The 24,758-nt window shown below is 36.2% G+C and carries 24 protein-coding genes; 16 read left to right on the plus strand and 8 right to left on the minus strand.

Annotated features, from left to right (window positions below):
* Positions 1 to 106 precede the first annotated feature (106 nt).
* The 3 genes from F3G70_RS10015 to F3G70_RS10025 are packed head-to-tail and all read left to right on the plus strand — an operon-like array spanning position 107 to position 1,829.
* Positions 107 to 817 (plus strand): DUF2162 domain-containing protein, encoded by a 711-nt coding sequence (locus F3G70_RS10015; protein WP_149732566.1) that lies wholly within the window; start codon positions 107 to 109, stop codon positions 815 to 817.
* Positions 818 to 837: 20 nt separating this feature from the next.
* Positions 838 to 1,485, plus strand: coding sequence for a MotA/TolQ/ExbB proton channel family protein (locus F3G70_RS10020; protein ID WP_149732567.1), 648 nt, complete (start codon positions 838 to 840; stop codon positions 1,483 to 1,485).
* 5 nt (positions 1,486 to 1,490) lie between these two features.
* A complete protein-coding gene (locus F3G70_RS10025) occupies positions 1,491 to 1,829 on the plus strand; it encodes a DUF2149 domain-containing protein (protein ID WP_149732568.1) in 339 nt (112 codons plus the stop codon).
* A gap of 220 nt (positions 1,830 to 2,049) precedes the next feature.
* On the opposite strand, the gene F3G70_RS10030 is transcribed toward F3G70_RS10025, so the two are convergent.
* Positions 2,050 to 3,633: a hypothetical protein gene (locus tag F3G70_RS10030; RefSeq protein WP_223166072.1), complete on the minus strand. Its 1,584-nt coding sequence runs from the start codon at positions 3,631 to 3,633 to the stop codon at positions 2,050 to 2,052.
* 105 nt (positions 3,634 to 3,738) lie between these two features.
* Between F3G70_RS10030 and F3G70_RS10035 the strand changes: the two genes are divergently transcribed.
* The 4 genes from F3G70_RS10035 to F3G70_RS10050 all read left to right on the plus strand — a co-directional run bounded on the left by F3G70_RS10035 (position 3,739) and on the right by F3G70_RS10050 (position 6,585).
* Complete coding sequence (locus F3G70_RS10035; protein WP_149732570.1) at positions 3,739 to 4,023, plus strand: hypothetical protein; 285 nt, start codon at positions 3,739 to 3,741, stop codon at positions 4,021 to 4,023.
* A 1-nt stretch (position 4,024) separates the two neighbouring features.
* A complete protein-coding gene (locus F3G70_RS10040; protein WP_149732571.1) occupies positions 4,025 to 4,297 on the plus strand; it encodes a hypothetical protein in 273 nt (90 codons plus the stop codon).
* 15 nt (positions 4,298 to 4,312) lie between these two features.
* Positions 4,313 to 6,166, plus strand: a complete 1,854-nt coding sequence (locus tag F3G70_RS10045) for a YhgE/Pip domain-containing protein (RefSeq protein ID WP_149732572.1) — start codon at positions 4,313 to 4,315, stop codon at positions 6,164 to 6,166.
* A 101-nt stretch (positions 6,167 to 6,267) separates the two neighbouring features.
* Positions 6,268 to 6,585 carry a transcription factor S gene (locus F3G70_RS10050; protein ID WP_149732573.1) on the plus strand — a complete coding sequence of 106 codons (318 nt, stop codon included), beginning with the start codon at positions 6,268 to 6,270 and terminating at the stop codon, positions 6,583 to 6,585.
* Between the two features lie 169 nt (positions 6,586 to 6,754).
* On the opposite strand, the gene F3G70_RS10055 is transcribed toward F3G70_RS10050, so the two are convergent.
* Positions 6,755 to 7,786 carry a LytS/YhcK type 5TM receptor domain-containing protein gene (locus F3G70_RS10055; protein WP_149732574.1) on the minus strand — a complete coding sequence of 344 codons (1,032 nt, stop codon included), beginning with the start codon at positions 7,784 to 7,786 and terminating at the stop codon, positions 6,755 to 6,757.
* A gap of 477 nt (positions 7,787 to 8,263) precedes the next feature.
* Between F3G70_RS10055 and F3G70_RS10060 the strand changes: the two genes are divergently transcribed.
* From F3G70_RS10060 to F3G70_RS10095, 7 genes are all read left to right on the plus strand, one after another.
* On the plus strand, positions 8,264 to 9,091 hold the full coding sequence (locus F3G70_RS10060) for a hypothetical protein (RefSeq protein ID WP_149732575.1): 828 nt from the start codon (positions 8,264 to 8,266) through the stop codon (positions 9,089 to 9,091).
* A 158-nt stretch (positions 9,092 to 9,249) separates the two neighbouring features.
* Positions 9,250 to 9,573 (plus strand): hypothetical protein, encoded by a 324-nt coding sequence (locus F3G70_RS10065; RefSeq protein WP_149732576.1) that lies wholly within the window; start codon positions 9,250 to 9,252, stop codon positions 9,571 to 9,573.
* Between the two features lie 70 nt (positions 9,574 to 9,643).
* Complete coding sequence (locus F3G70_RS10070) at positions 9,644 to 10,348, plus strand: ABC transporter ATP-binding protein (protein WP_149732577.1); 705 nt, start codon at positions 9,644 to 9,646, stop codon at positions 10,346 to 10,348.
* A gap of 4 nt (positions 10,349 to 10,352) precedes the next feature.
* Positions 10,353 to 12,623, plus strand: coding sequence for an ABC transporter permease (locus F3G70_RS10075; protein ID WP_149732578.1), 2,271 nt, complete (start codon positions 10,353 to 10,355; stop codon positions 12,621 to 12,623).
* A 75-nt stretch (positions 12,624 to 12,698) separates the two neighbouring features.
* A complete protein-coding gene (gene rbr / locus F3G70_RS10080; protein WP_149732579.1) occupies positions 12,699 to 13,244 on the plus strand; it encodes a rubrerythrin in 546 nt (181 codons plus the stop codon).
* A 723-nt stretch (positions 13,245 to 13,967) separates the two neighbouring features.
* Positions 13,968 to 15,572, plus strand: coding sequence for a DUF2142 domain-containing protein (locus F3G70_RS10090; protein WP_149732581.1), 1,605 nt, complete (start codon positions 13,968 to 13,970; stop codon positions 15,570 to 15,572).
* 50 nt (positions 15,573 to 15,622) lie between these two features.
* The gene (locus F3G70_RS10095; protein WP_149732582.1) at positions 15,623 to 17,185 is read left to right on the plus strand and encodes a ClC family H(+)/Cl(-) exchange transporter; all 1,563 of its coding nucleotides are present in this window, start codon (positions 15,623 to 15,625) and stop codon (positions 17,183 to 17,185) included.
* Between the two features lie 7 nt (positions 17,186 to 17,192).
* Here F3G70_RS10095 and F3G70_RS12465 read toward each other — a convergent pair whose 3' ends face one another.
* The 4 genes from F3G70_RS12465 to F3G70_RS10110 all read right to left on the minus strand — a co-directional run bounded on the left by F3G70_RS12465 (position 17,193) and on the right by F3G70_RS10110 (position 20,389).
* Positions 17,193 to 17,318, minus strand: coding sequence for a hypothetical protein (locus F3G70_RS12465; protein WP_262492229.1), 126 nt, complete (start codon positions 17,316 to 17,318; stop codon positions 17,193 to 17,195).
* 261 nt (positions 17,319 to 17,579) lie between these two features.
* Positions 17,580 to 17,828, minus strand: coding sequence for a hypothetical protein (locus tag F3G70_RS10100; protein ID WP_188118158.1), 249 nt, complete (start codon positions 17,826 to 17,828; stop codon positions 17,580 to 17,582).
* A 297-nt stretch (positions 17,829 to 18,125) separates the two neighbouring features.
* A complete protein-coding gene (locus F3G70_RS10105) occupies positions 18,126 to 19,022 on the minus strand; it encodes a hypothetical protein (RefSeq protein ID WP_149732584.1) in 897 nt (298 codons plus the stop codon).
* Between the two features lie 14 nt (positions 19,023 to 19,036).
* Positions 19,037 to 20,389 carry an AAA family ATPase gene (locus F3G70_RS10110; RefSeq protein ID WP_149732585.1) on the minus strand — a complete coding sequence of 451 codons (1,353 nt, stop codon included), beginning with the start codon at positions 20,387 to 20,389 and terminating at the stop codon, positions 19,037 to 19,039.
* Positions 20,390 to 20,787: 398 nt separating this feature from the next.
* On the opposite strand from F3G70_RS10110, the gene F3G70_RS10115 reads away from it, so the two are divergent.
* The gene (locus F3G70_RS10115; protein ID WP_149732586.1) at positions 20,788 to 21,288 is read left to right on the plus strand and encodes a nitroreductase family protein; all 501 of its coding nucleotides are present in this window, start codon (positions 20,788 to 20,790) and stop codon (positions 21,286 to 21,288) included.
* Here the strand turns inward: F3G70_RS10115 and F3G70_RS10120 are convergent.
* A complete protein-coding gene (locus F3G70_RS10120) occupies positions 21,285 to 21,545 on the minus strand; it encodes a MarR family transcriptional regulator (RefSeq protein WP_149732587.1) in 261 nt (86 codons plus the stop codon). The two genes, F3G70_RS10115 and F3G70_RS10120, sit on opposite strands and share 4 nt — an antisense overlap.
* An 81-nt stretch (positions 21,546 to 21,626) precedes the next feature.
* Entirely contained in the window at positions 21,627 to 23,597 is a 1,971-nt protein-coding gene (locus F3G70_RS10125) for a phage holin family protein (protein WP_149732588.1), read from the minus strand.
* Between the two features lie 126 nt (positions 23,598 to 23,723).
* Here F3G70_RS10125 and mch point away from each other — a divergent pair, with 126 nt between their 5' ends.
* Positions 23,724 to 24,695 carry a methenyltetrahydromethanopterin cyclohydrolase gene (gene mch, locus F3G70_RS10130; RefSeq protein WP_149732606.1) on the plus strand — a complete coding sequence of 324 codons (972 nt, stop codon included), beginning with the start codon at positions 23,724 to 23,726 and terminating at the stop codon, positions 24,693 to 24,695.
* Positions 24,696 to 24,758 lie beyond the last annotated feature (63 nt).

A 24,758-nucleotide genomic window follows, 5' to 3' on the forward strand; every position in this document is an offset into this window, starting at 1 on the left:
ATTTTCTTTTTTTTTGGATATGAATTAAAATTTATATAGTAAAAAAACGAAATATTAAAATGTAATTGATTTTTATTAATTAATTATTTTTAGAGAGGAATTAAATATGGATATGATGAGTGTTTTATGGCAATTTGGTATCATTGCAGCTATTCTTGTCTTTGGTATTAAAGTGGGTTTAGCTTCAGGACTGGCCAATCTGTCAAAGAAATTATTAGCGTTGATCTGTATAGGATATGGTGGTGGAGTACTTATTATTTCCGCTATAGCATCTTTATATGCAGAACAAATCACTCAAGCTATTTATAGTTATAATTCTATATTCTATATGATTATGGCCCTTATCATGATTATAGCTGGTCTGATCACTATACGGGAATATAAGGTCCATGATCACAATACGAGTACTGCAACGTCGCTGGCGGTAATTGCACCTTGTCCGTGCTGTTTCGGTTCAATCGTTGCAAGTATCTTAATTGTCGCTCCAACCATTGGAGTCGGCGCTTTTTATTTAAGCTGGTTTGCTGCTGCAACTTTGGTGGCTGTTATTATAATAACATACTTCGCATCAAACATCATAGTCAAGCATATAAGCAAGCCTTATCCGATTATCCTGGGAAACTTCATGCTTCTTTTAGGTGCTTATTTCCTGCTTTCTGCAATTGTAATTCCTAATATTGCAGGTTCACTAAGCAAGGATTTCGGCAACCTCACGATGAGCTCTCCCGAATCCATTATCGCTATCGTTGTTATGCTGGTGATTCTGGTGATAATTGGAGTATTTTTAAATAAGAAAAGTAAACGTCTTTTAGAATGATAATTATTAGGTGATATATAATGAGTGTAAGTATACCTGGTGGAGAATTTTTAACCGGTTCTTTGGATGTTATTTCACAGAGTCTGACCATTCCTGTATTGGTTATTCTTTTGATTATTGTGATTATTTCCATAATCTCATTGGGTGGATTAATATCTGAATATACTTCAAGAAAGAAAGTTCCAGTCGGAACTATAAGGGATTTGATTTATCAAATCAACTCTGCCGCTTCCGTTGATGCACTTATAGGCATTATCGAAGGTGCGGAAATCCCAAAATCCCAGAAAAAAGTTTTAACTGAAATCGCTAGCTCTTCAGCATTGGATGTAAATTCCAGAGAAGCTTTAGCACGTAAATTAGTCGAATATGAAGAAGAAAAAATCGATAATACATTAAGAAAAACCGATATCATTACAAAAGTGGGTCCTACCTTAGGGTTAATGGGTACTTTAATTCCTATGGGTCCGGGTCTTGCTGCATTAGGCGCAGGTGACGTAAATACCCTTGCGGAATCATTGACGCTTGCGTTCAACACAACAATTGTAGGTATCGGTTCCGGTGCTTTATGTTATTTCATCGGTAAAATCAGATCCGGCTGGTATGACCGTTACTTATCCGATTTGGATGCTTTATCTGATGCTGTTTTGGATTACATGAATAAACAGTGATTGTTATGGTTCGAAAAAAACAAAGAAGACGATCTAATCGTGTTGAAGAAGACCCTATGGCTGGTACGGCTAACCTTGTGGATGCAATGCTTGTTATTGCAGTTGGTTTTCTTGTCTTTGTAATCATCAGTTGGAACATGCAATCAATTGTCTTTAATGATGACATGACGCAAGAACAAAAGCAACAGGTTATGGAGACTATCAGCAGTGTTTCTGAAGTTACTCAGGGTCAGGAACTGAATGAGACTCCAGACACTTCAAACAGCTCAGGTCAGGGTTATACTGAAATGGGTAAGGTTTATAAAGATCCATCGACAGGTAAGCTGATTATGGTAGAGGGTTGAGCCTCTACTTAAAACTTTTTTTTTATTTTTCGCTTAAAATTTTAACTTATTTTCCTTTGATTCAGCTATCATTAAAATCATGTTTATGTTATTGAAATTGATTATTCTGATGTCTGTTTTCAATATTTATTGATGATGATATTTTTTTCAAGGATTTCCTTTGCAGTATGTAGATGTTCTTAGATAAAAAATTAAAAAAAGAAGGGTTAATGTAAAACCCTTATGATAGGAAATTTGCCATTGAGTTTTTAATGGCGTCGGCAACGGCGCTTTCGATTGAACTGCGAATAGCATTAGATATGGTGTCAGACAATGCATTAGCTATGCCATTTTGTACTGCATCAGCTATTGCAGTTTTTAAGGTGTTTTCTAAAGAGTTATATATTGCATTTTCAATTGTAGCTCTTAAAGCGCTTGGAATGCTTGAAGGTATTGCATCGGATATTGTGCTTCTGATGCTGCTTTCAATGGCATCGGTGAGTCCGCTGGGAATTGAACTTCCCATGGCGTTTTCAAGAGTGTTCTTAATGGTCTGTTCAAGTGTGTCTATTATCATAGGAGATAATGTGTTGTTGTTCAGGTCAGTTAACGGAATGCTCCATTTGAAGTTTCCTATATATGAAGGCATGCATACGCTTAAATTGACGTCGTTAAGCATTTCATATGCCATGCGCTTGATGTCTGCTGCGGAATAGTTTCCAATGCTGTCAAAAATGCCGCCAATAAATTCACTTACGATAACGCTGTTTGCTGCGGAGTATCCGTTGTATGTTGAAGTAATGATGTATAATCCCACAGGCAGGTTGATGTTAAGTCTGGCTATTCCCAGAGCATCAGTAGTCTTGTGGTAGATTATGCCGTTTATGTTGAATTCCACTTCAGCTCCCTTAAGCCTTTTTCCCTGACCGTCAAGCACTTCAGCCAAAAACTGTGAACCGTCCTTATAGAAGAGCTTAAGGTCATTGGTTTTAAGGGTTCTCAATACTGAAACGATGTTGGATTGTCTGCATCCGTTGTATTCGGTCGTTATGACATAATCGTAAGGGGCAAGGTTGATGTTTAAAGTGGCCTCGCCGTTTGAATTAATCGGACGGGTGTAGAATACTCCGTTGATGTTGAATTGAACCTCTCCGCTTTTGGCGCCATGGATTTTAACGACGAACTGTGAATCGTTTTTGTAATACTTGGTCAAGTCATGACTTTCAATAAGTGATAAGACCTCGACGCTGTTGGACTTCTTTTCACCGGTTACCGGGTTTGTTGTCGTTATTGTGTATTTTCCCTGATCGAGGTTAATGTTTAAGTGAGCGACACCGTTTGCATCGGTCTGTCTTGTGTAGAATACTCCGTTGATATTGAATACGACGTTCTCATTTGCGCCGACAGCTTTTCCCTGGCTGTCTAAAATTTTAGCTTCAAACTGACTGGCATTTCTGAAGTATTTGGTCAAATCATCAGCTATTATTGTTGGATTAACGGTAATCTTGTTTTTCACGGATTCACCGGCTTCAGGACATGTTGTGGTAATGTCATAGACTCCGGAATCCAGGTTAACTGCTATTGAAGCGGTTGAGTTCACAACTGCTCTTGTGTAGTCGATGTTGTTAATGTTGAAGACAACGCTGTCATAAGTCACGTTGTCATAAAGTTTCACTTCAAAGCGTTCGGAACCTCCATAATACTTTTCCAAATCATCATGAGTTTCAAATACTGATTGGGAAGCCCCGATATTGGAATCATCACCAATCAGTGCCGTATCGTTCAAATCACTTGCACCGACTGCAGTGATTGAAAACAACAGCACAATAAATAAAATTAGCACTTTTACTTTAATAATAACCACCTACGAGTTTCGTTTGTTAATAGTATATATATGGCTTTCAATATAAATTAATATGGTGAATTTATTATGTTGGAACAATATTTGCCATTTATGTGGTTAATTATTTTTGGAAATATTGAAAACCTGATTCTTGCTTCACAGGGTGTTGTCGAAGGTGTGAATCCAAAAGTTTTAGGTTTGTTAAGTATAATTATTGTAATCCTCTGGTTTATTTTGGGAACTGTAGCGACCGACGCTGCAATGCAGTACTCCAATATCATCAACTTTATTGGTGGTCTTGCAATATTCATTTTGGGTATTCAGGCCGTTGTGGGAGCCGTTAAAAATTTAAGATCAAAAGGAGATGCTTAAGATGGTAAATTGGAAAGATTATGCTCCTTTTTCAGGTTTGCTTATTTTTGGAAACATCGAAAACCTTATTCTGGCTTCCCAGGGTGCTGTAGCACATGTAAATCCGATTATACTGTGTGTATTAAGTCTGATTGCAGTTATCATTTGGCTGTTACTGGGAACTTACGCCACTAAAATAGCTATAAAATATGCAGATTACATTGAAATAATCGGTGGAATTGCCATTATTCTTTTAGGTATTGAGGCAATGCTTGAAGGAGTCGGAATATTATAATTATGTGTGATTTAAATGGGATTTCAGGACTTATTGAAGTTTAGAAAGGATACGAGAAACAACATTTTTGAAATAATAAGAAAGGATGCCAAATCCGCAGTTTCAAATCCGATTGTTATACTGGTTTTAATAGCAATCATAATATTGCCTTCTCTCTACGGGCTGATAAATATTTATGCCTGCTGGGATCCATATGAAAACACCAATCACGTTCAGTTTGCCATTGCAAATGACGATTTGGGCGCCTCATATCAGGGTGTTGATATTCATGCAGGTTACGATCTGGTGGAGATGCTCAAGAATAATACCAAGTTCGAGTGGGTTTTTGTAACTTCCGATGAACTGCGGGAAGGGATCCATAACGGAACCTATTATGCGGGCATTATCGTTCCCGCCAATTTCAGTGAATCGATAGTCTCGATTACAACCGATGATCCTCATTCGGCCGTATTGGAATATAGGGTTAATGAAAAAACCAATCCCGTTGCAGCCAAGCTGACCGATGCCGCTGCAAAGGAGGTATACAATAACATCAATGCCGAAATCGTTACTTTCATTAATCTGGCTGCATATAATAAACTGGGCGAACTTCAGTCAGGTCTGGCTTCAGGAGCAAGTCAGCTGGCTTCAGGAGGAGTTCTATTGTCCAATGGTGCTGGTCAGGTCGGAAGCGGTGCAAGCCAGCTTGTAAGCGGAGCGAATCAGCTGTCAAGCGGAGCGAATCAGTTGTCAAGCGGCGCCAATGATTTGGCTACAGGCGCCAGTCAGGTTGCAGACGGTGCAGGTCAGGTCGCAGGAGGAACCGGTCAGGCCGCTTCAACGGTCAATCAGGTCACGGGTGAGATTTCACAGGTTACTGAATACATTAAGGACGGTTCATCTTCCCAAGCTGTAAAGGATGAAATGGACAAAATCAATGAAAAATCCCAGAATGTCTCCCAAAAAGTCAATCAGCTTAATGACGGCGCTCACCAGGTTGCAGATGGAGCCGGTGCCGTTTCAAGTGGTGCAATGTCATTATCAGGCGGTGCAAGTCAGCTTTCAGGCGGTGTCGATCAATTGAGTCAGGGTTCAGTAAGCCTTGCTGCCGGAGCTCAGTTATTGGCCAATTCAGCTGCTACTGCATTATTTACGGCATCAAGCTCATTGTCCGGTGCTGCAAGCGGATTGGATGCAGTAACCGGTTTGAACGAATCTCAAGTCGGAGATTATTTCTACGCTCCGGTCAAATTGGACAGGCATGAGGAGTTCTCAACAAGCAATTACGGTTCACAGGTGTCTCCGTTTTATCTGGCGCTATGTATGTGGGTCGGTGCGCTGATTACCTGCGTAATGCTTAAGACTGGTTCAAGCGTAGGTACCAGATACAGGCCTCATGAAGTATATCTGGGCAAGCTGGTTTTATTCAATACATTGGCCATTCTGCAGACAACCGTTACGTTAATAGGATGCTTTATTTTGGGAATTGACATATCAAATCCATTGATGTTTATCTTTTCCTGTTATTTCGTAGCATTGGCATTCATGATGTTGATATATTCGCTGATTTCCGTTTTCGGAGACGTCGGAAAGGGAATAGTCATTATTCTTCTCGTGTTCCAGATATCCGGTACCGGAGGTATTTATCCTGTTGAAATCATGAACGAGATTTTCGGAATTATATATCCTTACCTGCCGATGACCCATGCAATCAACCTTATACGTGAATCACAGCTCGGACTGATATGGGCCAATTACATTCCGTCATTTTTAGTCTTGCTGGCCTTGGGTCTGGTTATCCCGATAATTGCGTTTGTTTTAAAGAGAAGCTTTGATAAGCACACTAAATATTTCGAGGACAAACTGGAAGAAGCTGATCTTTTCAATTAATTTCAGATTTTTCCATTTTCATTTTATTTTTTCAAAACCGATTATTTTATAAATCATTTTTTCTAAATTAATACTTACGAATTTTTAATGGTGTTTGTGATATGGAATTCTGTCCTAACTGCGGTTCGATGCTGATGCCCGAGAATGGCGTAATCAAATGTGCATGCGGCTATGAAAAATCCCTTAGTGAAAACGATTTGGATGAGCAGTACAGGTTCGAAGGCGAAAAGAATAAGGATTTGGAAGTCATCGTAACCGACAATAATAACGTTGCCCTTCCGACGACAAGGATAACCTGCTACAGATGCGGAGGGACAAAGGGATACTGGTGGACGGTGCAGACGCGCTCCGCCGATGAGGCCCCGACCAATTTCATAAGATGCGCCAAGTGCGGAAACACCTGGAGAAGCTCAAACTAAACAATTTCTTTTTTTTTAAATGAGTTTTTCTTTTCATTAAATTAATACTTCACATAATAAGTGTATTTTTTAAACGGGTTTTCTTGCATTTAACGTGTTCATTAATTTATTCTTTAGCATGGTGATGTATGCATGCATACCGTGAAAGATAAAAATAGTAAAGTATTGATTATTCCTTTTTAAGATTTTCAATATCCTTTTTAAGCGTTCTGATTTCATCTTTAAGGGCTTTGATTTCATCGCTTGAATCCAGATTGTCTTTTAGTTCCTCGATAATACTTTCTTTTTCACCATTTGAAGACTCCATATCTTCTTTCCTGGTTTTGATGGCTAAAGAGAACAGTATTATTCCGACAACTGATGCGAAAAGCATTTCCGGATAAAGGTTATGAATGAAAGGGAATGAAATGTCTGACGGTGTCATTACAACAACCATAAGCATTTCAAAGCCGGTAAAGAGAAACATTATTATAATGGCTTCAAGAGGCCTTGGGAATTTTTTATCGTTTAAAATGAAAAACAGGCTTCCTACAATTCCGCTTATCACCGTTGAAACGGCGCATGGAAGTGCAGTGACTCCGCCCATGGAGAATCTGTATGCTGCGGATATGATTCCTACTGGTATTCCAACAAAAGGACCTCCAAACAGGCCGCTGATCATAACCACCATGCATCTGACATTTGCCGGAGCGCCGTCAACGTCTATGGTGAAGTATGTGGCGTAAAGAGCCAGTAAGGCAAATATGATGAAACATACGAAAATATTCCTTTTGGTGAATTTGCCGCGTATAATCTCCTTGAAGGGCTTTAGCATGGTCGCCAAAAGAATGAAAATCAGGGTTATTGACAAGATTCTGAACATTTCCAGATATGGGCCGAAAAGTTCTGCGGTATTTGCCTTTTCGCCGAAATAGGAAGTCATGATGCTTATTATGGTTATCATGATTAATGCGCCTAATTCATATAGCAATCCGCCTTTTTCCCTTAATCCGGATAATTTTGCCGTAATGAATCCTATGATTATAACGGTAGGTACAACGCTTGAAAAATACTCATAAGTCTGCAATTGGACGTTTATTCCGGTTTTTGAATAATAACCGATTAATCCTATAAAAAGAATGATGTTTGAAATGATTAATATGAGATAAATGGCGTTCATCATCTGCTTCTTGTTTGTTGATTTGAGTTTGTCTTTTGCCATATTAATCAATCTTTAAAAAATGTTCACTGAAACTATCTATATTGATGATTGTATTAATATTTTTTCAAATATTTCATTTTATTTAAGGTTTGCACACTTTTTTTTTTGAAAATACCAAAACATATATAAAAATGATATTATCCTTTAATAAATTCAAAAGTATTAAAATTTCGTTTTTAAATTAGGGACTGTCAATTTGTTAGGTCTTAAGTGATTGATTTATGTGTATTTCCCATTTTATTATTTTTTTAGTCTATTTTTTCTTTTTTCAACTAAAGATTTAAATATGATGGTTGTTTTTGATTCTTTGATTTTAATTTTTTGCACATTTTTGATTTTTTATTTTTGTTAATATGTTTCTAATTTGTATTTTAATAACTATATATTACTTAATTAACTTATAATTATTTTTTTGTTTTTAATTTTAAATTTTAAGTGTAATAAACTATATATAGGTTGGAAGACAAATTATTATATATGTACAGCGAAAATAATTGTCTTCCATTTGTTATATTGGAAAATGGTCAATATATATTTGTCGGTGATTTTGTTGATCCGATTAGGCATGATAATAGACGCGAGATTTTAGATAATTCTTTTCAAATTATTCTTCCAATTAAGAGCATTCTTGATGATACGTTCTTTGTTAACTCAGATGGGGTTATAGAATATCGTGAACGTCATTGTTGTAAATGTGGATCTAAACACATTATTAAAAAAGATTATAATTGGAGAACATTATATTTAGAAAAGGGAATACCAATTAAAGTCAAAATAAAACGATATTTATGTCGTAAATGTGGAAAAAAATCTCAAACAGAGTTTTTAGGATTTTATGCTAAATACTCCAATTTTTCAAATATTATTAAAAATAAGATTGTTAATGCTCGTGAAAATAGTTGGATTTCATTAAGAACTATTAAAAGATTAATTAAAGACTGGTTGGGTATTAATATATCTCATGAAACGATAAGAAAAACTTTATTAGTTGAAGGTAAATTTTATTATTTCAATGATGAAATAAAACTGTCAGGATATTACGCATATGACGAACAGTGGGAGAAAGTTAACGGAAAATGGGTTTACTATCTTGTCCTATTTGATTTAGTCAATAACGTTCCTGTGGCATCTATGTTGACCAAAAAACTAAAGCATAATCTCATTAAAGATTTTATTGATATGAGTATTCCGTTTAAAGACCGTATTGCCATAGTAACTGATTTAAAACCAGAATATGACCAAATTATGAACAAATTAGGATTTGTTCATCAACACTGCACATTTCACTTAGAAAAAAAAACATAAAATCCAACATGGAAAAGAAAATAAATGAAGACATGGCAGATTATCGTTTAGAATTAAAAAATACACATCAAAAATACTCAAAAGATGAAATCAATGAAATCATAAAATAGAAAAAAGAAGAAGTAAAATCAGAAATTTGGGAATATATAAAAGAATTCATGGAATTATTCAAAAAACCAACATTCAATGAAGCAATAGATTATGTAAACAAATTAAAAAAAGAAATAAACGATTATCCAAAACATTTAGCAAATTATTTGAAAAAAAATTTTTTCACAGAATACAGAAAATTCTTAAGATTCATGGAAAATGACTATAAAAGACATTTGGACAGCACCAATAATAAATTAGAAAATTTCAATGGAAATACAATGCCAAAATATGAAAAAAGAAGTTATAGAACAATGCAAGGATTATGGAGTGCACTAATGCACAAAAAAGATGGATGGATAAAAAGACGAAAAGAAGACCTAACAAATTGACAGTCCCTGAAAATTTCATAACAGTCTAATTAATATATTGAAAAATCATAAATATATATGAGGTTAATCAATGACTACGATTATCGAATTCAAGAATGTGAACAAAGAGTACAAATCAGGGGATCATGTTTTAAAAGCGATGGATGACGTGAATTTCTCAATTGATGAAGGGGAATTTGTAGTAATCCTTGGACCTTCCGGTGCGGGCAAATCAACACTTTTAAACCTTTTAGGGGGTCTTGATTCCGTAACGTCCGGCCAGATTATCGTCAACGGCGAGCATGTAGAATCATTTGACGACAATCAGTTGACGAGCTACAGGGCAAAAAACGTCGGTTTCATTTTCCAGTTCTACAATCTGATTCCAAATCTTACTTCTCTTGAAAATGTCGAGCTTATGAAGGATATTGTGGACGTTGACATCGATGGATTGAGCGTACTGGATTCAGTCGGTCTTAAGGAACATGCAAATCAGTTCCCTGCACAGCTGTCCGGAGGGGAGCAGCAGAGGGTATCCATTGCAAGGGCAGTGGCCAAGCAGCCTACCATGCTTTTATGTGATGAGCCGACTGGAGCTCTTGACTCAAATACGGGTGTTCTGATTTTGAATCTGCTTCAGGATATGAGCAACAACAAAAATACCACAGTTATTATCGTAACTCACAATGCGATTTTGGCGGAAGCCGCAGACAAGGTAATCAGAATTAAAAACGGCCAGATAGAAAGTATTGTTATCAACGACAATCCGAAAAGAGTATCTGATTTGGAATGGTGAGTATATGCTTGCAAAAAAGATGATGCGAGACATATGGAACAATAAGGCCCAATTCATATCCATCTTTTTAATGGCATTTTTAGGTGTTTTCGTTTTTGTCGGCATCAGTGCCGAATCTGCCGGACTTGAGGCTAATTCGGCAGAATTTTATGAGGAAACCAACTTTGCTGACGGATGGATTTATTCGCCTTACCTGAATGACCTTTTTCTGAATCAGGTATGGTATTTAGGCGCAACCACACAAATGGAACGGCAGCTGGTAGTTGATTCGGTGGCGGACTTTGACAATGACCCCGAGATAAAGCTGCACTTCGTTGAAAACAATACGATATCCAAATTCTATCCTGTTGAAGGATCAGAAGTGGATATTAATGACAGCGATGGTGTGTGGCTGGATAAGTATTTTGCAGATGCAAAGGGTCTTAAGGTCGGTGACAACATCAGTTTTGATGCTGAAGGTTACCATATAGAAAAGCAGATCAGAGGTATTGGCTATTCGCCTGAATACATTTATCATACTCCATCCTATTCAACGAGGTTGGATTTCAGCAAGATGGGCTTTGCCTACCTGTCACATAATGCATTTCCCGAAGACAATATCACATATAATGTTTTGAATGTTAAATTTGACGGTAAAAGCAGCACATTTGAAAAGTTGCTGGATTATCGTCTGAACGGTTATTACAGCACCTTTCTTGACAGGTCTTCACATCCTAGTCATAATCACTTTTCACATGAAATCTCTCAGCACAAAATGATGGCGGACATTTTCCCTGTTGTGTTCATTCTAATTACAATGCTTATTCTTGCAACTACAATGACAAGGATAATTGCACATCAGAGAACTCAAATAGGTACGTTAAAGGCGGTTGGATTTAAGAGCATTACAATTACCCTACATTATATATCGTATGGATTCTTTCTGGTTCTGATTGGATCCATTTTGGGGCTGATTTTAGGTCCGATGATAGTGCCTTCAATCTTTCTTGAGCCAATGACTGAAGTATATGCGATGCCGTCATGGAAACCTATCTGGACTTTGAATTTCGTACTGGTAGTTGCATTGATGGTCTTGTCTTCGGTTGCGGTTTCATATTATGCCGTCAAAAACATTTCAAACGAAAAGCCTTCTCAGACCATAAAGCCTAAGCCTCCCAAGGCGTCAACTTCCGGATTACTTGAAAGGTCAAGAATCTGGAATCGATTGTCATTCAATTTTCGCTGGAATTACAGAGATGCTAAAAGAAATAAATTAAGAGGATTAATGACTATTATAGGTGTTATGGGTTGCTGTGCACTTTTAGTTGGTGCATTTGGAATGTATGATGGGGTCAACGATGCAAAAAATTGGGAGTACAGTCAGATACTACATTATGACTCAAAACTGATTATAGATGATAACGCATCTGATGTTCAAATCGATGAGGTGGCAGGCAAAGTAAACGGGCAAAAGATAATGGAAGAACCGGTTGAAATGGAATCCGGTGACATTAAGAAATCGGGACTCCTTCAGGTTTTAAACAACACTGATTTGATAACGCCAACGGATAAGGATAAGAATAGGATAGAAATTGCATCTGATGAGTTTTCAATTTCACAAAAGATGGCAGATTTATTGGGAGTAGGCATTGGAGATACTGTCAAATGGCATATTATGGGATCAAATGATTGGGTTAATGCGACTATCGATAAAATCCATGCGGACCCTTCCTCCCAGGGCCTAATCATGTCTCCGGAAAAACTGGAGGATTTGGGATTAAACTACACTGTTACCAGTATTATAACGTCAGATTATGTGAATGAATCATATGATGGCATTAAAACATCTGTTTCCATTAGTGAAATCCTTGATAACTGGGATGAGTCAACCAAGAGCATGTGGCTTCTGATTTACATATTGACATTTTTTGCCTGCATTCTGGCTGTTGTCGTATTATATAATCTGGGGCTTTTGTCATTCACTGAAATCGAAAGGGAAATTGCAACTCTTAAGGTGTTGGGATTCAAAAGCAGGGATTTGAGAAGATTTCTGTTAACACAAAACCTGATTTTCACGTTCATAGGATATCTATTGGGTGTTCCTTTAGGATTCTATATTCTAAAAGTAATTTGGCGGGGATCAGGTGATAATTTATATATGGTGCCTTCTTTAACTCTTAATAATCTGTTGTTGACTGCAGCAATAACCTTTTCACTGTCAATAATTATAAATCTGTTGTTTTCAGGCAAAATCAAGAACCTTGACATGGTAGAATCCCTTAAGGGTCAAGAATAGATTAAAGGTTTTTTTGTAAAAGTTAATATGATATTAAATCAAAATATTTAACTATATAATTTTTGAGGTTATATTATGGCAGATTTAAAAGGTACAAAAACTGAAGAAAACTTAAAAGCTGCACTTGCAGGTGAATCTCAGGCTCGTGTAAAATATGAATTTTACGCATCCCAGGCCAAAAAAGACGGATATGTTGAAATCAAGGAAATTTTCCAGGAATCCTCCGACAATGAAAAGGAACATGCAAAAGTCTGGTTTAAATTGTTGAATGGTGGAAAAGTACCTCCTACAACCGACAATCTCGCTGATGCTGCTGCAGGAGAACATGAGGAATGGACAGAAATGTATAAGAACTTCGCAGCTGAAGCACGTGAAGAAGGCTTTGAAGATATTGCAGCCTTGTTTGACGCTGCTGCAGCTACCGAAAAGGCTCACGAAGAAAGGTACAATGCCCTATCCGACAAGATTGCTGCAGATAAGGTGTTCAAAAAAGATGAAGAGATTGCATGGAAATGTAACAACTGCGGATACATACATTACGGAAAGGAAGCTCCTGAAGTATGTCCTCTATGCGACCATCCGCAAGCTCACTTCAGAAAAAAGGATGAAAGTTATATCTAGACTGTCTTTTTTTAACGTGGAAGGAATTTCATTTTTTCCACTTTTCCATTTATTTTTTTATATCATTATATTAGCTTTGAGGCATCACCAAAATGTGGGTTAATACTAAAACCTTGTTTTTAATTAAACGATAAATTAAATATTTTATTCTAAATTAATCGTTTTCAAATTTTGTTAACTACATCTACCATTAATTACAAATATTCTGCTTAAAAAAGTGGGGTTGGTAATTCAGAAATCAAATCAATTAAAAAAAAGGAAAATGGGTTGAGAAATTAGTCTCAACTTTGAACAGTAATTTTGTTTGCAATGTTTGTTCCATTATAGCTTGAAGTTATAATGTATTCGCCAGGCATCAGGATAATGTTTAACTTGGCCTGACCATTCCCGTCAGTTACTTTGCTGTATAAATATATATAAAAAAATTCTTTATATATGATATAAACTTTGTATTTAATGCTTAATAAAAATAACACATTCGGTTGTGGCGGCGGCTAAAAATGATTAATGATTTTAGCACTAAATACAAGAATATACTTATTTAATGAACAATTTAAATGATAATTATTTAAATTCTTGCTAAATGAGTGGAGAATTACAAAGCGTCTGAAAGATTAAGTTTAGAGTTTTATTTATTTTTGCTCCCCAATATGTAGTTGCAATGCAGGCAATTCAATATAAGATTTTAAATAATATTAGGCATAAAGTATTATTGGGGGAGTTATGTCGCAGGATAGCTATTTTTCAAATGATTTCACGAAAACGTTAATGGATTGCAAAAAGTATTGGATAATCTATCTTATTTTTATTGCGGTTACCTGCGCATCCACTATAACATCCAAAAACTTTGCACATCCCCAATTTCCAATATGCGTATTCATAATCGCTGCGATTCTTGGAATACTGTGCATAACCTATTATTTCATGCACGATTCTGAAGACGAGCTATACAAGGTCGCATTCGTCATAATAATATGTTTTGGGCTGATTACCGCTTTAATTGTTCCGATTGTAGATGTAAGCGATGAGCTGGAACACCTTACGCGGGCTGAAATCACCTCGAGAGGGATTATAGTTCCCCATTGGGAAAGCGGAGAACATAATCTGGACAGGCTCTACAATCATACCGAAGGAAGATACAGCAAGGCTTTAAATACGGACGTGGGATTTGAGACGGTTCAAAGCCACATGTTCTTTTTGCACAACCGGGAAAATACGGTTTTTGACACGCCCGGAGATACGGACAAGATTAACTATACAATGATTCTTGACGGCTCTGCATTTGAGCAAAATCCCTTTTACGGATACCTGCCTCAGGCGATAGGGGTTTTTCTAGCCAAGTTCTTTGATATGAACGTCATATGGATGCTCTGGCTTCCGAGAATGTTCAATTTAATATTTTATGCGGGAGTGATATCCCTTGCGGTTAAAAAGACTCCGGCATTGAAGATTCCTCTTCTTGCGGTTGCCTGCATACCGATTTCGATTTATCAGGCGGCTTCGGTAAGTATAGATTCGATGGTGATTGGTCTTGGACTCCTTACGATAGCATATTTCATATATCTCTACAAAGCGGAAACGGAAAGCCTTGACACAAAGGAAATCGCAATATTCTGCGCTCTTTCGCTTCTTTTGGGATTATGCAAGCTGCCGTATCTGGCGTTCGTTTTTCTCATATTGCTTGTTCCTAAGTCAAACTTTAAAAACGAGAAGGCTTTAACCTACATGATACTCGGTATACTTGCCGTAAGTGCGATTGGAGTCTTGTGGAGTACGTATTCGACACCGGCACTTATGCATTCATGGAGATCAAAGCTCAACTACATGAATCCTTCACTGCAGATGCAATATCTGATAAATCATCCTGTAAGCATCCTGTACTTCCTAAAACAGATTTTCACGTTCAACCTTGGAGCGATTCTTAAAGGATTCTTTAATTTCTTTGGCGCCAACAATCCGAACCACTATTCGGACAACTATAAGCTAATCACAATCCTGATTTGGATATTTCTGGCTGCAACGCTTTTATTCTATCCGAAAAAGACCAGATTCAGCCGTAAAGCAAGATTTGGAACACTTATGGTACTTCTGATAATATATGTGGGAACGTGCTTTGTTCAGCTTTTGACATGGGCCGATGTTGGCCAAAGGGCGCTTGGAGTAAGCACGAGATATTTCTTACCTCTCTTTGCTCTGCTTCCGATTATCGTTTCAGACAGAATAAGACTTCCCGACAGGTTTAAGGACAGCTATGACTCCTATGCAATGATTTTCATAATAGGCTTTTTGGCAACGCTGGTAATAGCCTTTGCAACGAAATACTACTGATTAACTTTCAGATAAAATTATTTAATTTATGAGAGCAAATAGTTAATATTATGAAGCAGGTACAGGACACTCTAAAATCTATTGTAGAAAATCCGAGGCATATTTTCAAGCTGACCGTACAGGGAGTGCTGGTCGGTATATTTGCCGGATTGATGGTATCACTGTACAGGTATCTTTTATACGCATCTGAAGACGTTTTAAGAAGCTATTTGGATATAATTAATGGAAATCTCATATATATTATAGTCTTTTTTGTAGGTTTAATCATTTTGGGATTGCTGACGGCATGGCTTATGCGATGGGAAAGGGACGCCATGGGAAGCGGAATACCTCAGGTTAATGCGGAAACCAAGGGATTTCTCGATGTTAACTGGTATAAGACATTGTTTGCAAAGATTGTCGGCGGAGTATTCACTGCTTTAGGCGGGCTCTCGCTGGGTCCTGAAGGCCCGTCAGTCCAGATTGGCGCAATGGCCGGCAAAGGGGTTTCAAAGATTTTTAAAGAATCAAAAACAGATGAGCTGAGGCTTATTTTGGTAGGTTCTGCTGTCGGTATCACTGCAGCATTCAACGCTCCTTTGGCAGGTGTTATTTTCATTTTGGAAGAGATCAATCACGGCTTTGATAAAACATTGGTTTTCATTGCATTGGTATCAGCTATCGTGTCCGATTTCATTTCAAACCTGATTTTCGGCCAGTCAACGATTCTCTCATTCCCGATATCCAACATTCCCTTATCCTCATACTGGCTTTTGATATTGCTTGGTCTTGTTCTGGGACTTCTCGGATACCTGTATAACGTCGCAATGATAAAGGCCGAGGACCTGTGGGCCAAAATACCTAACTTAAGCCTTGAAGTCAAGTTCGTGGCTGTATTTATTGTTTCAGGCGTAATTGCGTTAACCTTGCCTCAGGTAAGCTGCGGAGGCCATTTCATGATGGATCTGCTCGGAGTTGCAATGCCTTCGTTAACGTTGCTTTTAATCTATTTTGTTGCAAAAGCATTATTTTCAGTATTTTCCTTTTCTTCAGGAGCTCCAGGAGGAATATTCTTGCCTATACTTGTTTTGGGAGCATATATCGGAGCCATTTTCGCATCTGTTTTCATACCTATCTGCGGGCTTGAAAGCGTTTTAATTTACAAGTTCATCATAATCTCCATGGCAGGATTTTTCACGGCAACCGTCAGATCACCTATAACTGGAATCGTTCTCCTTTCGGAAATGTCAGGCTCAACAGAAGCCCTTGTTGCAATGCTTCTTGTCTGCCTTATAGCATACATCGTTCCGACGCTTCTTGGAAACGAGCCGATTTATGAAGCATTGCTTGAGAGATTGTTAAATAAACGCCAGGAAAAGTTCACTCCCGAACCTTCCAGACATGTCCTCTCAGAGTATATGGTTCCTCTGGACTGCAAATACATTGGCGTTGAAATCCAGAATATTCCATTTCCGAAAAATTCAATCGTCGTTTCCGTCATAAGAAACGGAAGCTATGTCATTGCCCGCGAGGACTTCAAGATTAATTACGGCGACCAGATTCATATATTGACTGACGTTAATGATTTTCCATATGCAAACCGTGAGATAGAAGAGATTATTAATGGGAAATGATAATTTTTTAGTTCATATTAAATTTAGCAGTAATTGTCGTAATCATTTTAATCGTTTTTTCATTAAATGTAGCATGCCCATTTTCATCAATATTTTTAGAAACTACATCTAAAACATCTTTCATTTCATCCATTTCTTTTTTTTGCTTGATTTCTTTCTTGTTCTGCTTTTTCAGCAGCTTTTTTAATTAATCGTTTTTCGAGTCTTTCTAGTCTTGAATATGGCATGGTTATCGTCTCCGTTAATCTATCAAATCAATTAGAAGAAAAAAATAATATTATTTAATAAACATTTGTGGGTTGTGAACAGCAATAATAGAAAAAACCACTATTTTTTCTGTTTTTTGTGAATTAAAGCAAAAAATAATGGGGAAAGATAATTTTTCCATCAAATATTAAAGTTTAGTGGTAATTGATAACAGCTTATCAAACGTGGCTTTGTTTAATGTAACACGCCCTTCATCATCCCGATTACTTTTGGCTTCTTCTAAAATATCATTTATTTCCTTTTTTTCTAGTTCTGCTTTTTCTATTGCTTGGTCTCTTTCTTGTTCTGCTTTTTTAACAGCATCTTTGAATCGTTTTTCGCGTCTTTCGAGTCTTGAATATGACATAGTTATCGTCTCCATTAATTCTTCAGCCAAATCTTCATCATCAACAATCAAATCGACTAAAATCAGTTGACATAACCAGATTCTACTCCTATCATTTTCAGAGATATTTAATCGAGGAGTTAATTGGCATAACTCTTTAATTAATTGGTCTTCATCTTCATAGCCATGATTGGTTAATGGTAAGATGGAGAAAACGTATTTCTCATCTTTTTCTAATTCTGAGTTGCTTTCAACTTTGTTATTAATAGTATTTAATACTTAATATATAAAATAAAACAAAAAAGGTAATAAAAACATAAAAATATGAAAAAATGATATATTAGGTTTTTATGAATTTTGTATGTAATATTTAATTGTTTTTATTAGCTTTACTTTTTGTTGTTCCTTGATTTTTATTTTATTTTTAGAAAGATAATTGTTTAATATGTTTGAAGTATCATCCATAGATAAATTATTTTCATTTATTTGATCTACAATGGAGATAATGATATCTATAAAGCTTATTGGGAATAAATCGATTTTTGGAATGAAATTTTCCTTATAATCTTCAACATTAAAAGTTTGATATTCAAAGAATTTTCTATTTACATATAGAGAATATTTATCTTTTACTTCTTTTTTACTTGTTAAATGACTATTTGATTTATTTTTACTAGAATCTGAAGAAATAATGTGTATTTTACATTTAATGTAATTAGAAATTATATCAATTTTTTCGAATTTCTCATTAGCATAATTTTCAAATAGTTGAGGTAATCCAATTAAAATTGATTCAATTGGTTTTATATGTAACTGATGTATTATTTCATCATTATAATGCTCATATAGTGTTTTTAATTGATTATATTCTAAATTTTTAATAGGACAATTTACATTTTGATTTTTGCAAGCATTTGCTGGAAGTGATAAAATATTATCTTTGAAAAAGGATTTCCAACTTTTTCGAGTTAAATCATCTCCTTTAAATTCGATGAAAAATAATGTTAATTTATTATTTTTATTAAAATTAAAGTATAATCCATCGACTGTTGCTGGTGAACTTTGATTTTGAAATGCTTCTTCAATAATCTTTTCGAAGTTTAAAATTTTAGTGTTTGACTTAACTAAACTTTTTTTATTTTCTTTATCTATTGAAACTTTACTTATTGTTTGTGAATATTTATCGTTATCTAAATGAACTAGATTATTTAAAAATCTAAGAAAATTGAATTCATTTGAATACAAAGAAAATCCCTCCTTTATTCAAATTCTTCATTCCAATCATTATCAAATCTAACTTTATTAATAATATGGTATGGCTCAGCAAGGTTATCGTATAAAATTTCTAAATTTTCACATTTAATTTCATTAATATTAAATTTTTGATGTGTTTCATCAATTGATTCACATAAAAAGAAGCTAGTTTTATCATTAATGTTATATTTTTTACAATAAACTTCAAAAGCTTCTATAATATATGGGCTATGTGAATTTATGTATATACTAATATCCAATTCAACAGCCATTTTTACTAAAAGTTCTGCTAATTGAATTTGTATGCCTGGATGTAAGTTAATTTCCGGTTCATCAAAAATTATCCAATCTCCAGGTGATATGCATTTATTTGTTAATAATAATTGCAATATGCCTAATTGTTTATATCCTGATGCAATATTCTTAATATCATATTCGTTTTCGTTTGTTTTAAAAATGAACTTTGATGATTCTTCATCAAATTCAAAACATCCACCAATTAAGTTTATAAATTTTGATTCTAAATTTTTACTATTTTGGTAATATAATTCTTCTAATGCTATGGAGTTATTATCTCTTTTTGATATTAATCCTCGTAATAAATTATAATAATGAAATTGTCCAGTATTTCCATTAATTTTAAGCCCATTATCATTCTTTATATAGAAATTTAATAATGATGGGGAATCAATATAAATAATATTTTTGAAATCAAATTTATTTAGGCTCATTTGATTGTTAAATGAGATATTTAATGAATTATCCTTAAAATCTAATTTATAATTGAATAAATTATCAAATTCATCTCCAAATTCAATTAAAGCATTTTTAAAGAATTTCATTTGGGATTGTCCGAATTCAACAAATAATAAATAATTTATTACTCTTGTTATGTATCCATATTCATTTTTATTAATATCAATAGTTTCTTTAATTAAATCTAAATCATTTTTACATGATTCATTTTTAAGCAGTTCATATTTATCAATGATATTTTTAAATTTTAAGAAGAAATCTTCTAAATATTCGTAACTGATATTATTTTCTTTCCAATTTAACATTAATGAATTAATTTCTTCGGATAATTCACCAAAATCGTATTCTATAGAATCCTGATTTGATCTTGAAAAATTATTTATCCATCTATTAATGAAGGAATCATAAGATGAGAATATTCCTTGATTTTCGATTATTTTTCCTTGATTAGATATGGAAGTTAAAAAACAAAATAATAATTTGCTGGAAAATGATTTACCACTTCCATTTATTCCTCCAAGAATATTGATTTGGTTAATATCAATATTAGCCTCATTAATTGGTCCAAAATTATTAATTTTAAAATTTATTTTATTTTGCATGTTAACATTCCTTAAGTCTATAAATTAATTATATCATTTTATCTATAAGAAATTTTTTTCTTGTGATGGAAATATTGAATATTATTTTATTGTTAATTGCATATAATAATTTTGATTTTTCAATAATTTCAAATTCATGATTATAAATACTAAAGTTAATTCATTGCAAAAACAATAAATTTCCACCGCCAAATCTACATCAACAATTAATGAAAGATAAAAAAACATTAACACTAGCCATTAAATTAATCACTACATCAATTAAATTAACACCTGAAAGTAAAAGCATTAATTTGTGAAGCCATTATTTTAATTTAATCGAATAGTTTTCAGCTTCGCTAGAGATAAATATCATAACCGCAAAAAATATAGTATAATTAACGTGAGGAAGTATTGTCATGAACCCGATTTTTGAAAGGCAAAGCATTAGGAAATATGCAGATGAGGAAGTAAGTGAAAAACAGTTGAAGGAACTTTTAAAGGCAGGAATGCAGGCGCCGTCCGCCTGTAACCAGCAGGCATGGGAATTTATAGTAATCTCTGATGAAAATGACAAGATTGCCATATCAGAGATGCACCGCTTTGCAAAACCTGCGCGAAACGCATCAAAGCTGATTGTGGTTTTGGGAAATCTCGAAAAGGCTAAAATAAAGTCAATGATTGAGCAGGATTTAGGTGCGTGCTGTGAAAACATCCTTCTTCAGGCAACCTATGAAGGCTTGGGTGCGGTCTGGCTTGGCTTTCATCCGATTGAAGACAGGAGCCAGAAAATTAAAGACTATTTAAACATTCCAGATTGCTGCATTCCCTTTGCGGTCATCTGCGTCGGCGTTCCCGCTCATGAAGGCAGCGTAAAAATAAGGTATGACGAATCCAAAATTCATTATGATAGATATTAAAGGTACTTGAGGACTTCAAGACCCATCTGCGTGCACTTGTAAAGGCGGCCCTTTCTCATTTCCTCGTTAACGCAGACCACAAGCTTTTCCTGTTTCAGGTCTGAAAGCGCCGCTGAAACCTGGCTGGTTCTAACGTCCAGTTCCTTTCCTATTTCTGAAGGCATCTTGATTTCATTGCCTATGCTTTTCAGGGTGTTTGTCCTGTATGGTGAAACCTTGACAAATCCAAGTTTCCGGTATAGCTCTTTTTCGTCCATGATATTACTTTGTTATACCATTAAAAATCATTATATAAGGTTTAAATCGTTTTGGATTTATTTGAATATAAGTTATATACATCATTGATTTTTGAGTTTTTTGGTGTTTTCCTTTATGATGCGATAGATGCTTTCGGCTCCGATAATCTCGTCTGAGGAAACGTCCCAGCTTGACGGATATAAAATAAACGGCTTTGACTGGTCTCCTCCGATTCCACCGTGGCTTCCAACAAGCTCTTCGAATGCGCAGACTTCATCGGCCTCGGCATCATAGAAGCTGTTTACCAGAATGTCAGGGGTGTGCTCAAAGGAGCTGTTTCTTCTAAGGTGCCTTGCGGCATTCTTTCCGAAGCCTTCAAGAGGATTTTCGCCTTCGATCTCATCAGTATCTAAATAATAGATTCCGTTCTTTCCTATTGCCATGTCGCCGTTTTCGCTTGAACGCACAAGAATAAAGCCGACGTATTCGTTTTCGATGATTCCTGGTATCAATTCAGGAAACAGCGCATTAATCTCTTCGTAGGTCAGCCTTTTGGTCCATCTGGTCAAATAAATCATTCCCAGGTTTCCTGAAGCAAGAACGATAACGTCTGAATCGGTCAGTTCTCCCTCTGCATCATCATCGTTCGCATCTCTCAAGTTGCTTATGGTTTTAATCAATGGAACGAAGTTCTGAGCCTGTTTCTCGTCGGATGAGAGGTTTGCGTAAATTGACATGTCATTCGGAAGCAGTGACTTTACAAGCTCCTCAAGGGATTCGCCGTTTCTCTGGGTGAAGGTTGCCCCGTTTGTCTGTCCGTGGTCTGACTGGATTACGAACTGGTACGGCCTTGGGGAATATACGCTTGCGCCGATGAGGCGTTTAATCTGTCTGTCCATGTCCTTAAGGGCATTGAATGCGTCGCTGTCACGGACTCCTGAGTGGTGGGCAATCTCGTCATATCCGAGGTATGTTGAATATGCGATGTCGACCTCTCCGACCATCATATCCCCGATTAGGGTTGAAGTGTTTATCTCACGCATGTAAACGTTGGTTCCGGCCCTTGTCGGGATATACAGAATTCCCCTTTTGATTCTCGGGCGGATATCGCGCACTTTGTGCATTATCTGGGAATATATTTCATGTCCCATGTCGGCAAATAGCAGGAAAACGATATATGCGAAATAGCTCGGATTTGAAAATACGGAATACCATGACTTGTTGAAGAGCTTTCTGACTTGTGTGATTTTACTGAATGTGAATATGACGTTGTCGGTATCTCCTGAAAAGAGATTTGATCTGCTTGCGCCGTTATCCACAAGAAGTCCGTCCCCGTTTGAAATTCTCTCTTCAAGAACCTTGACTTTGCTTACTCCTGAGCACTGCATCATCTGGTTGTCGTTTGACTTTTCAATCCATCTGAAAGCAGTGATGCCCTCGTTGTTTCCGTGAAGTATTCCTGCCTGGCTTGCGCCGGTCTGTGATGAGAGGTCGGTTTCCCACTCCCTTAACGTGTGGGATTTTGAATCGATGAGCTCTTTCGTGGCAGGCATCAATCCCTTTTCAAGGGCTTCATTTAAAACGCTGTGTGCAAGACCGTCGATTTCAATGACAATCACGCCAGGATATTTCTTGGCATCTTTCGGCCTTTTTCTTAATGCGTCCCTTATTACGGACCTGTAATATGATGAATCGTCATCTATGGTTACGATTGCAGAAAGAATAGTGGTTACGGCAGCCATGAATATCGGAACTATTATCAATCCCCAATCAGTTATTTCAAAGCCGAAAATCGGTGCGAAAAGACTCATTATCAGCCCGTTCAATATTAATGATCCTATTCCGAAGGTAATAACCAGAAACGGCATGAATACCCTTGTCAGTATGGGCCATAATAGGGCATTTATTATACTGATGAAAATTACAAAAAGGGCAATATCGTCAAAATAGCTCACTTTTACTCCTATTCCAAAATAGCATAGGATATAGAGGGCTATTACTTCTCCTACAAAAATCAGCAAACTTCTCTTTAGGGGTCTTTTCGGCTTGGGGATTTCTCTTTCTTCGGTCATGATAATTATTTATAATCAATTTTAATAATATTCTTTTGTATTAATTAGGCAAATATAAATAATATTGGAACATAATTTTAATTAATAACTTACTTTGTAAGTTTAATATTTATTCGAGGTTAAATGATGGTAAGTGTAAACTTAGAAGCTAAAAAAACCGTAGATGTAATGATTGAAAAAGCAGATGCATTAAACATCGCAGTATCAACTTTAGAAAACGGCGCTACCGTTTTGGATTGTGGTGTAAATGTAGATGGAAGTTTTAAGGCAGGCGAACTTTATACTAAAGTCTGTCTGGGTGGACTCGCAGACGTCGGAATCTCAATTCCTGGCGACTTGTCTGAAAAATTCGCTCTTCCTTCCGTAAAAATCAAAACGGACTCACCTTCCATTTCAACATTAGGTTCACAAAAGGCCGGATGGTCTGTAAGCGTAGGAGATTTCTTTGCATTGGGTTCAGGTCCTGCACGTGCAATCGCACTCAAGCCTGCAGAAACCTATGAGGAAATCGGATACGAAGACAAGGATGCCGATTTGGCCATTTTAACATTGGAAGCTGACGTACTTCCTGGCGAAGACGTGGCACAATACATTGCCGATGAATGTGACGTTGACGTTAAAAACGTTTATCTTTTAGTTGCTCCAACTTCCTCCCTTGTAGGATCCATCCAGATTTCAGGAAGGGTTGTTGAAAACGGTACCTACAAGATGCTTGAAGCAATCAAGTTTGACGTAACCAAGGTAAAACACGCTGCAGGTATCGCTCCTATCGCACCGGTAGACCCTGACGGACTCAAGGCAATGGGAAAAACCAACGACGCCGTTTTATTCGGTGGAAGAACCTACTACTATGTTGAATCCGATGAAAACGACGATGTCGCTGATGTGGCTGCAAAATTACCATCTTCAGCTGCTGACGGATATGGAAAACCATTCTTCGACGTATTTAAGGAAGCTGAATTTGACTTCTACAAAATCGATAAGGGAATGTTCGCTCCAGCAGAAGTCGTCATCAACGATTTGACAACCGGTAAGATTTACAAGGAAGGATTCGTAAACGCAGACCTTCTTAAAAAATCCTTCGGCGTAGACGAATAGATTTAAAAGGCTATCTTTCATGATAGCTACTTTTTTTACTTTTTTTCATTTGAATTTTGCTTA

The organism is Methanobrevibacter millerae (assembly GCF_900103415.1).
GTDB classification, from domain to species: domain Archaea; phylum Methanobacteriota; class Methanobacteria; order Methanobacteriales; family Methanobacteriaceae; genus Methanocatella; species Methanocatella millerae.

Excerpts from the sequence above, each read along its gene's own strand:
- F3G70_RS10110 (WP_149732585.1), bottom strand. The coding sequence starts at position 20,389 with ATGCAAAATAAAATAAATTTTAAAATTAATAATTTTGGACCAATTAAT.
- F3G70_RS10060 (WP_149732575.1), top strand. The coding sequence starts at position 8,264 with ATGTACAGCGAAAATAATTGTCTTCCATTTGTTATATTGGAAAATGGT.
- F3G70_RS10020 (WP_149732567.1), top strand. The coding sequence starts at position 838 with ATGAGTGTAAGTATACCTGGTGGAGAATTTTTAACCGGTTCTTTGGAT.
- F3G70_RS10035 (WP_149732570.1), top strand. The coding sequence starts at position 3,739 with ATGTTGGAACAATATTTGCCATTTATGTGGTTAATTATTTTTGGAAAT.
- mch (WP_149732606.1), top strand. The coding sequence starts at position 23,724 with ATGGTAAGTGTAAACTTAGAAGCTAAAAAAACCGTAGATGTAATGATT.
- F3G70_RS10065 (WP_149732576.1), top strand. The coding sequence starts at position 9,250 with ATGGAATTATTCAAAAAACCAACATTCAATGAAGCAATAGATTATGTA.
- F3G70_RS10090 (WP_149732581.1), top strand. The coding sequence starts at position 13,968 with ATGTCGCAGGATAGCTATTTTTCAAATGATTTCACGAAAACGTTAATG.
- F3G70_RS10095 (WP_149732582.1), top strand. The coding sequence starts at position 15,623 with ATGAAGCAGGTACAGGACACTCTAAAATCTATTGTAGAAAATCCGAGG.
- F3G70_RS10040 (WP_149732571.1), top strand. The coding sequence starts at position 4,025 with ATGGTAAATTGGAAAGATTATGCTCCTTTTTCAGGTTTGCTTATTTTT.
- F3G70_RS10050 (WP_149732573.1), top strand. The coding sequence starts at position 6,268 with ATGGAATTCTGTCCTAACTGCGGTTCGATGCTGATGCCCGAGAATGGC.
- F3G70_RS10115 (WP_149732586.1), top strand. The coding sequence starts at position 20,788 with ATGAACCCGATTTTTGAAAGGCAAAGCATTAGGAAATATGCAGATGAG.
- F3G70_RS10045 (WP_149732572.1), top strand. The coding sequence starts at position 4,313 with ATGGGATTTCAGGACTTATTGAAGTTTAGAAAGGATACGAGAAACAAC.
- F3G70_RS10125 (WP_149732588.1), bottom strand. The coding sequence starts at position 23,597 with ATGACCGAAGAAAGAGAAATCCCCAAGCCGAAAAGACCCCTAAAGAGA.
- F3G70_RS10025 (WP_149732568.1), top strand. The coding sequence starts at position 1,491 with ATGGTTCGAAAAAAACAAAGAAGACGATCTAATCGTGTTGAAGAAGAC.
- F3G70_RS10070 (WP_149732577.1), top strand. The coding sequence starts at position 9,644 with ATGACTACGATTATCGAATTCAAGAATGTGAACAAAGAGTACAAATCA.
- F3G70_RS10075 (WP_149732578.1), top strand. The coding sequence starts at position 10,353 with ATGCTTGCAAAAAAGATGATGCGAGACATATGGAACAATAAGGCCCAA.
- rbr (WP_149732579.1), top strand. The coding sequence starts at position 12,699 with ATGGCAGATTTAAAAGGTACAAAAACTGAAGAAAACTTAAAAGCTGCA.
- F3G70_RS10120 (WP_149732587.1), bottom strand. The coding sequence starts at position 21,545 with ATGGACGAAAAAGAGCTATACCGGAAACTTGGATTTGTCAAGGTTTCA.
- F3G70_RS10055 (WP_149732574.1), bottom strand. The coding sequence starts at position 7,786 with ATGGCAAAAGACAAACTCAAATCAACAAACAAGAAGCAGATGATGAAC.
- F3G70_RS10015 (WP_149732566.1), top strand. The coding sequence starts at position 107 with ATGGATATGATGAGTGTTTTATGGCAATTTGGTATCATTGCAGCTATT.
- F3G70_RS12465 (WP_262492229.1), bottom strand. The coding sequence starts at position 17,318 with ATGGATGAAATGAAAGATGTTTTAGATGTAGTTTCTAAAAATATTGAT.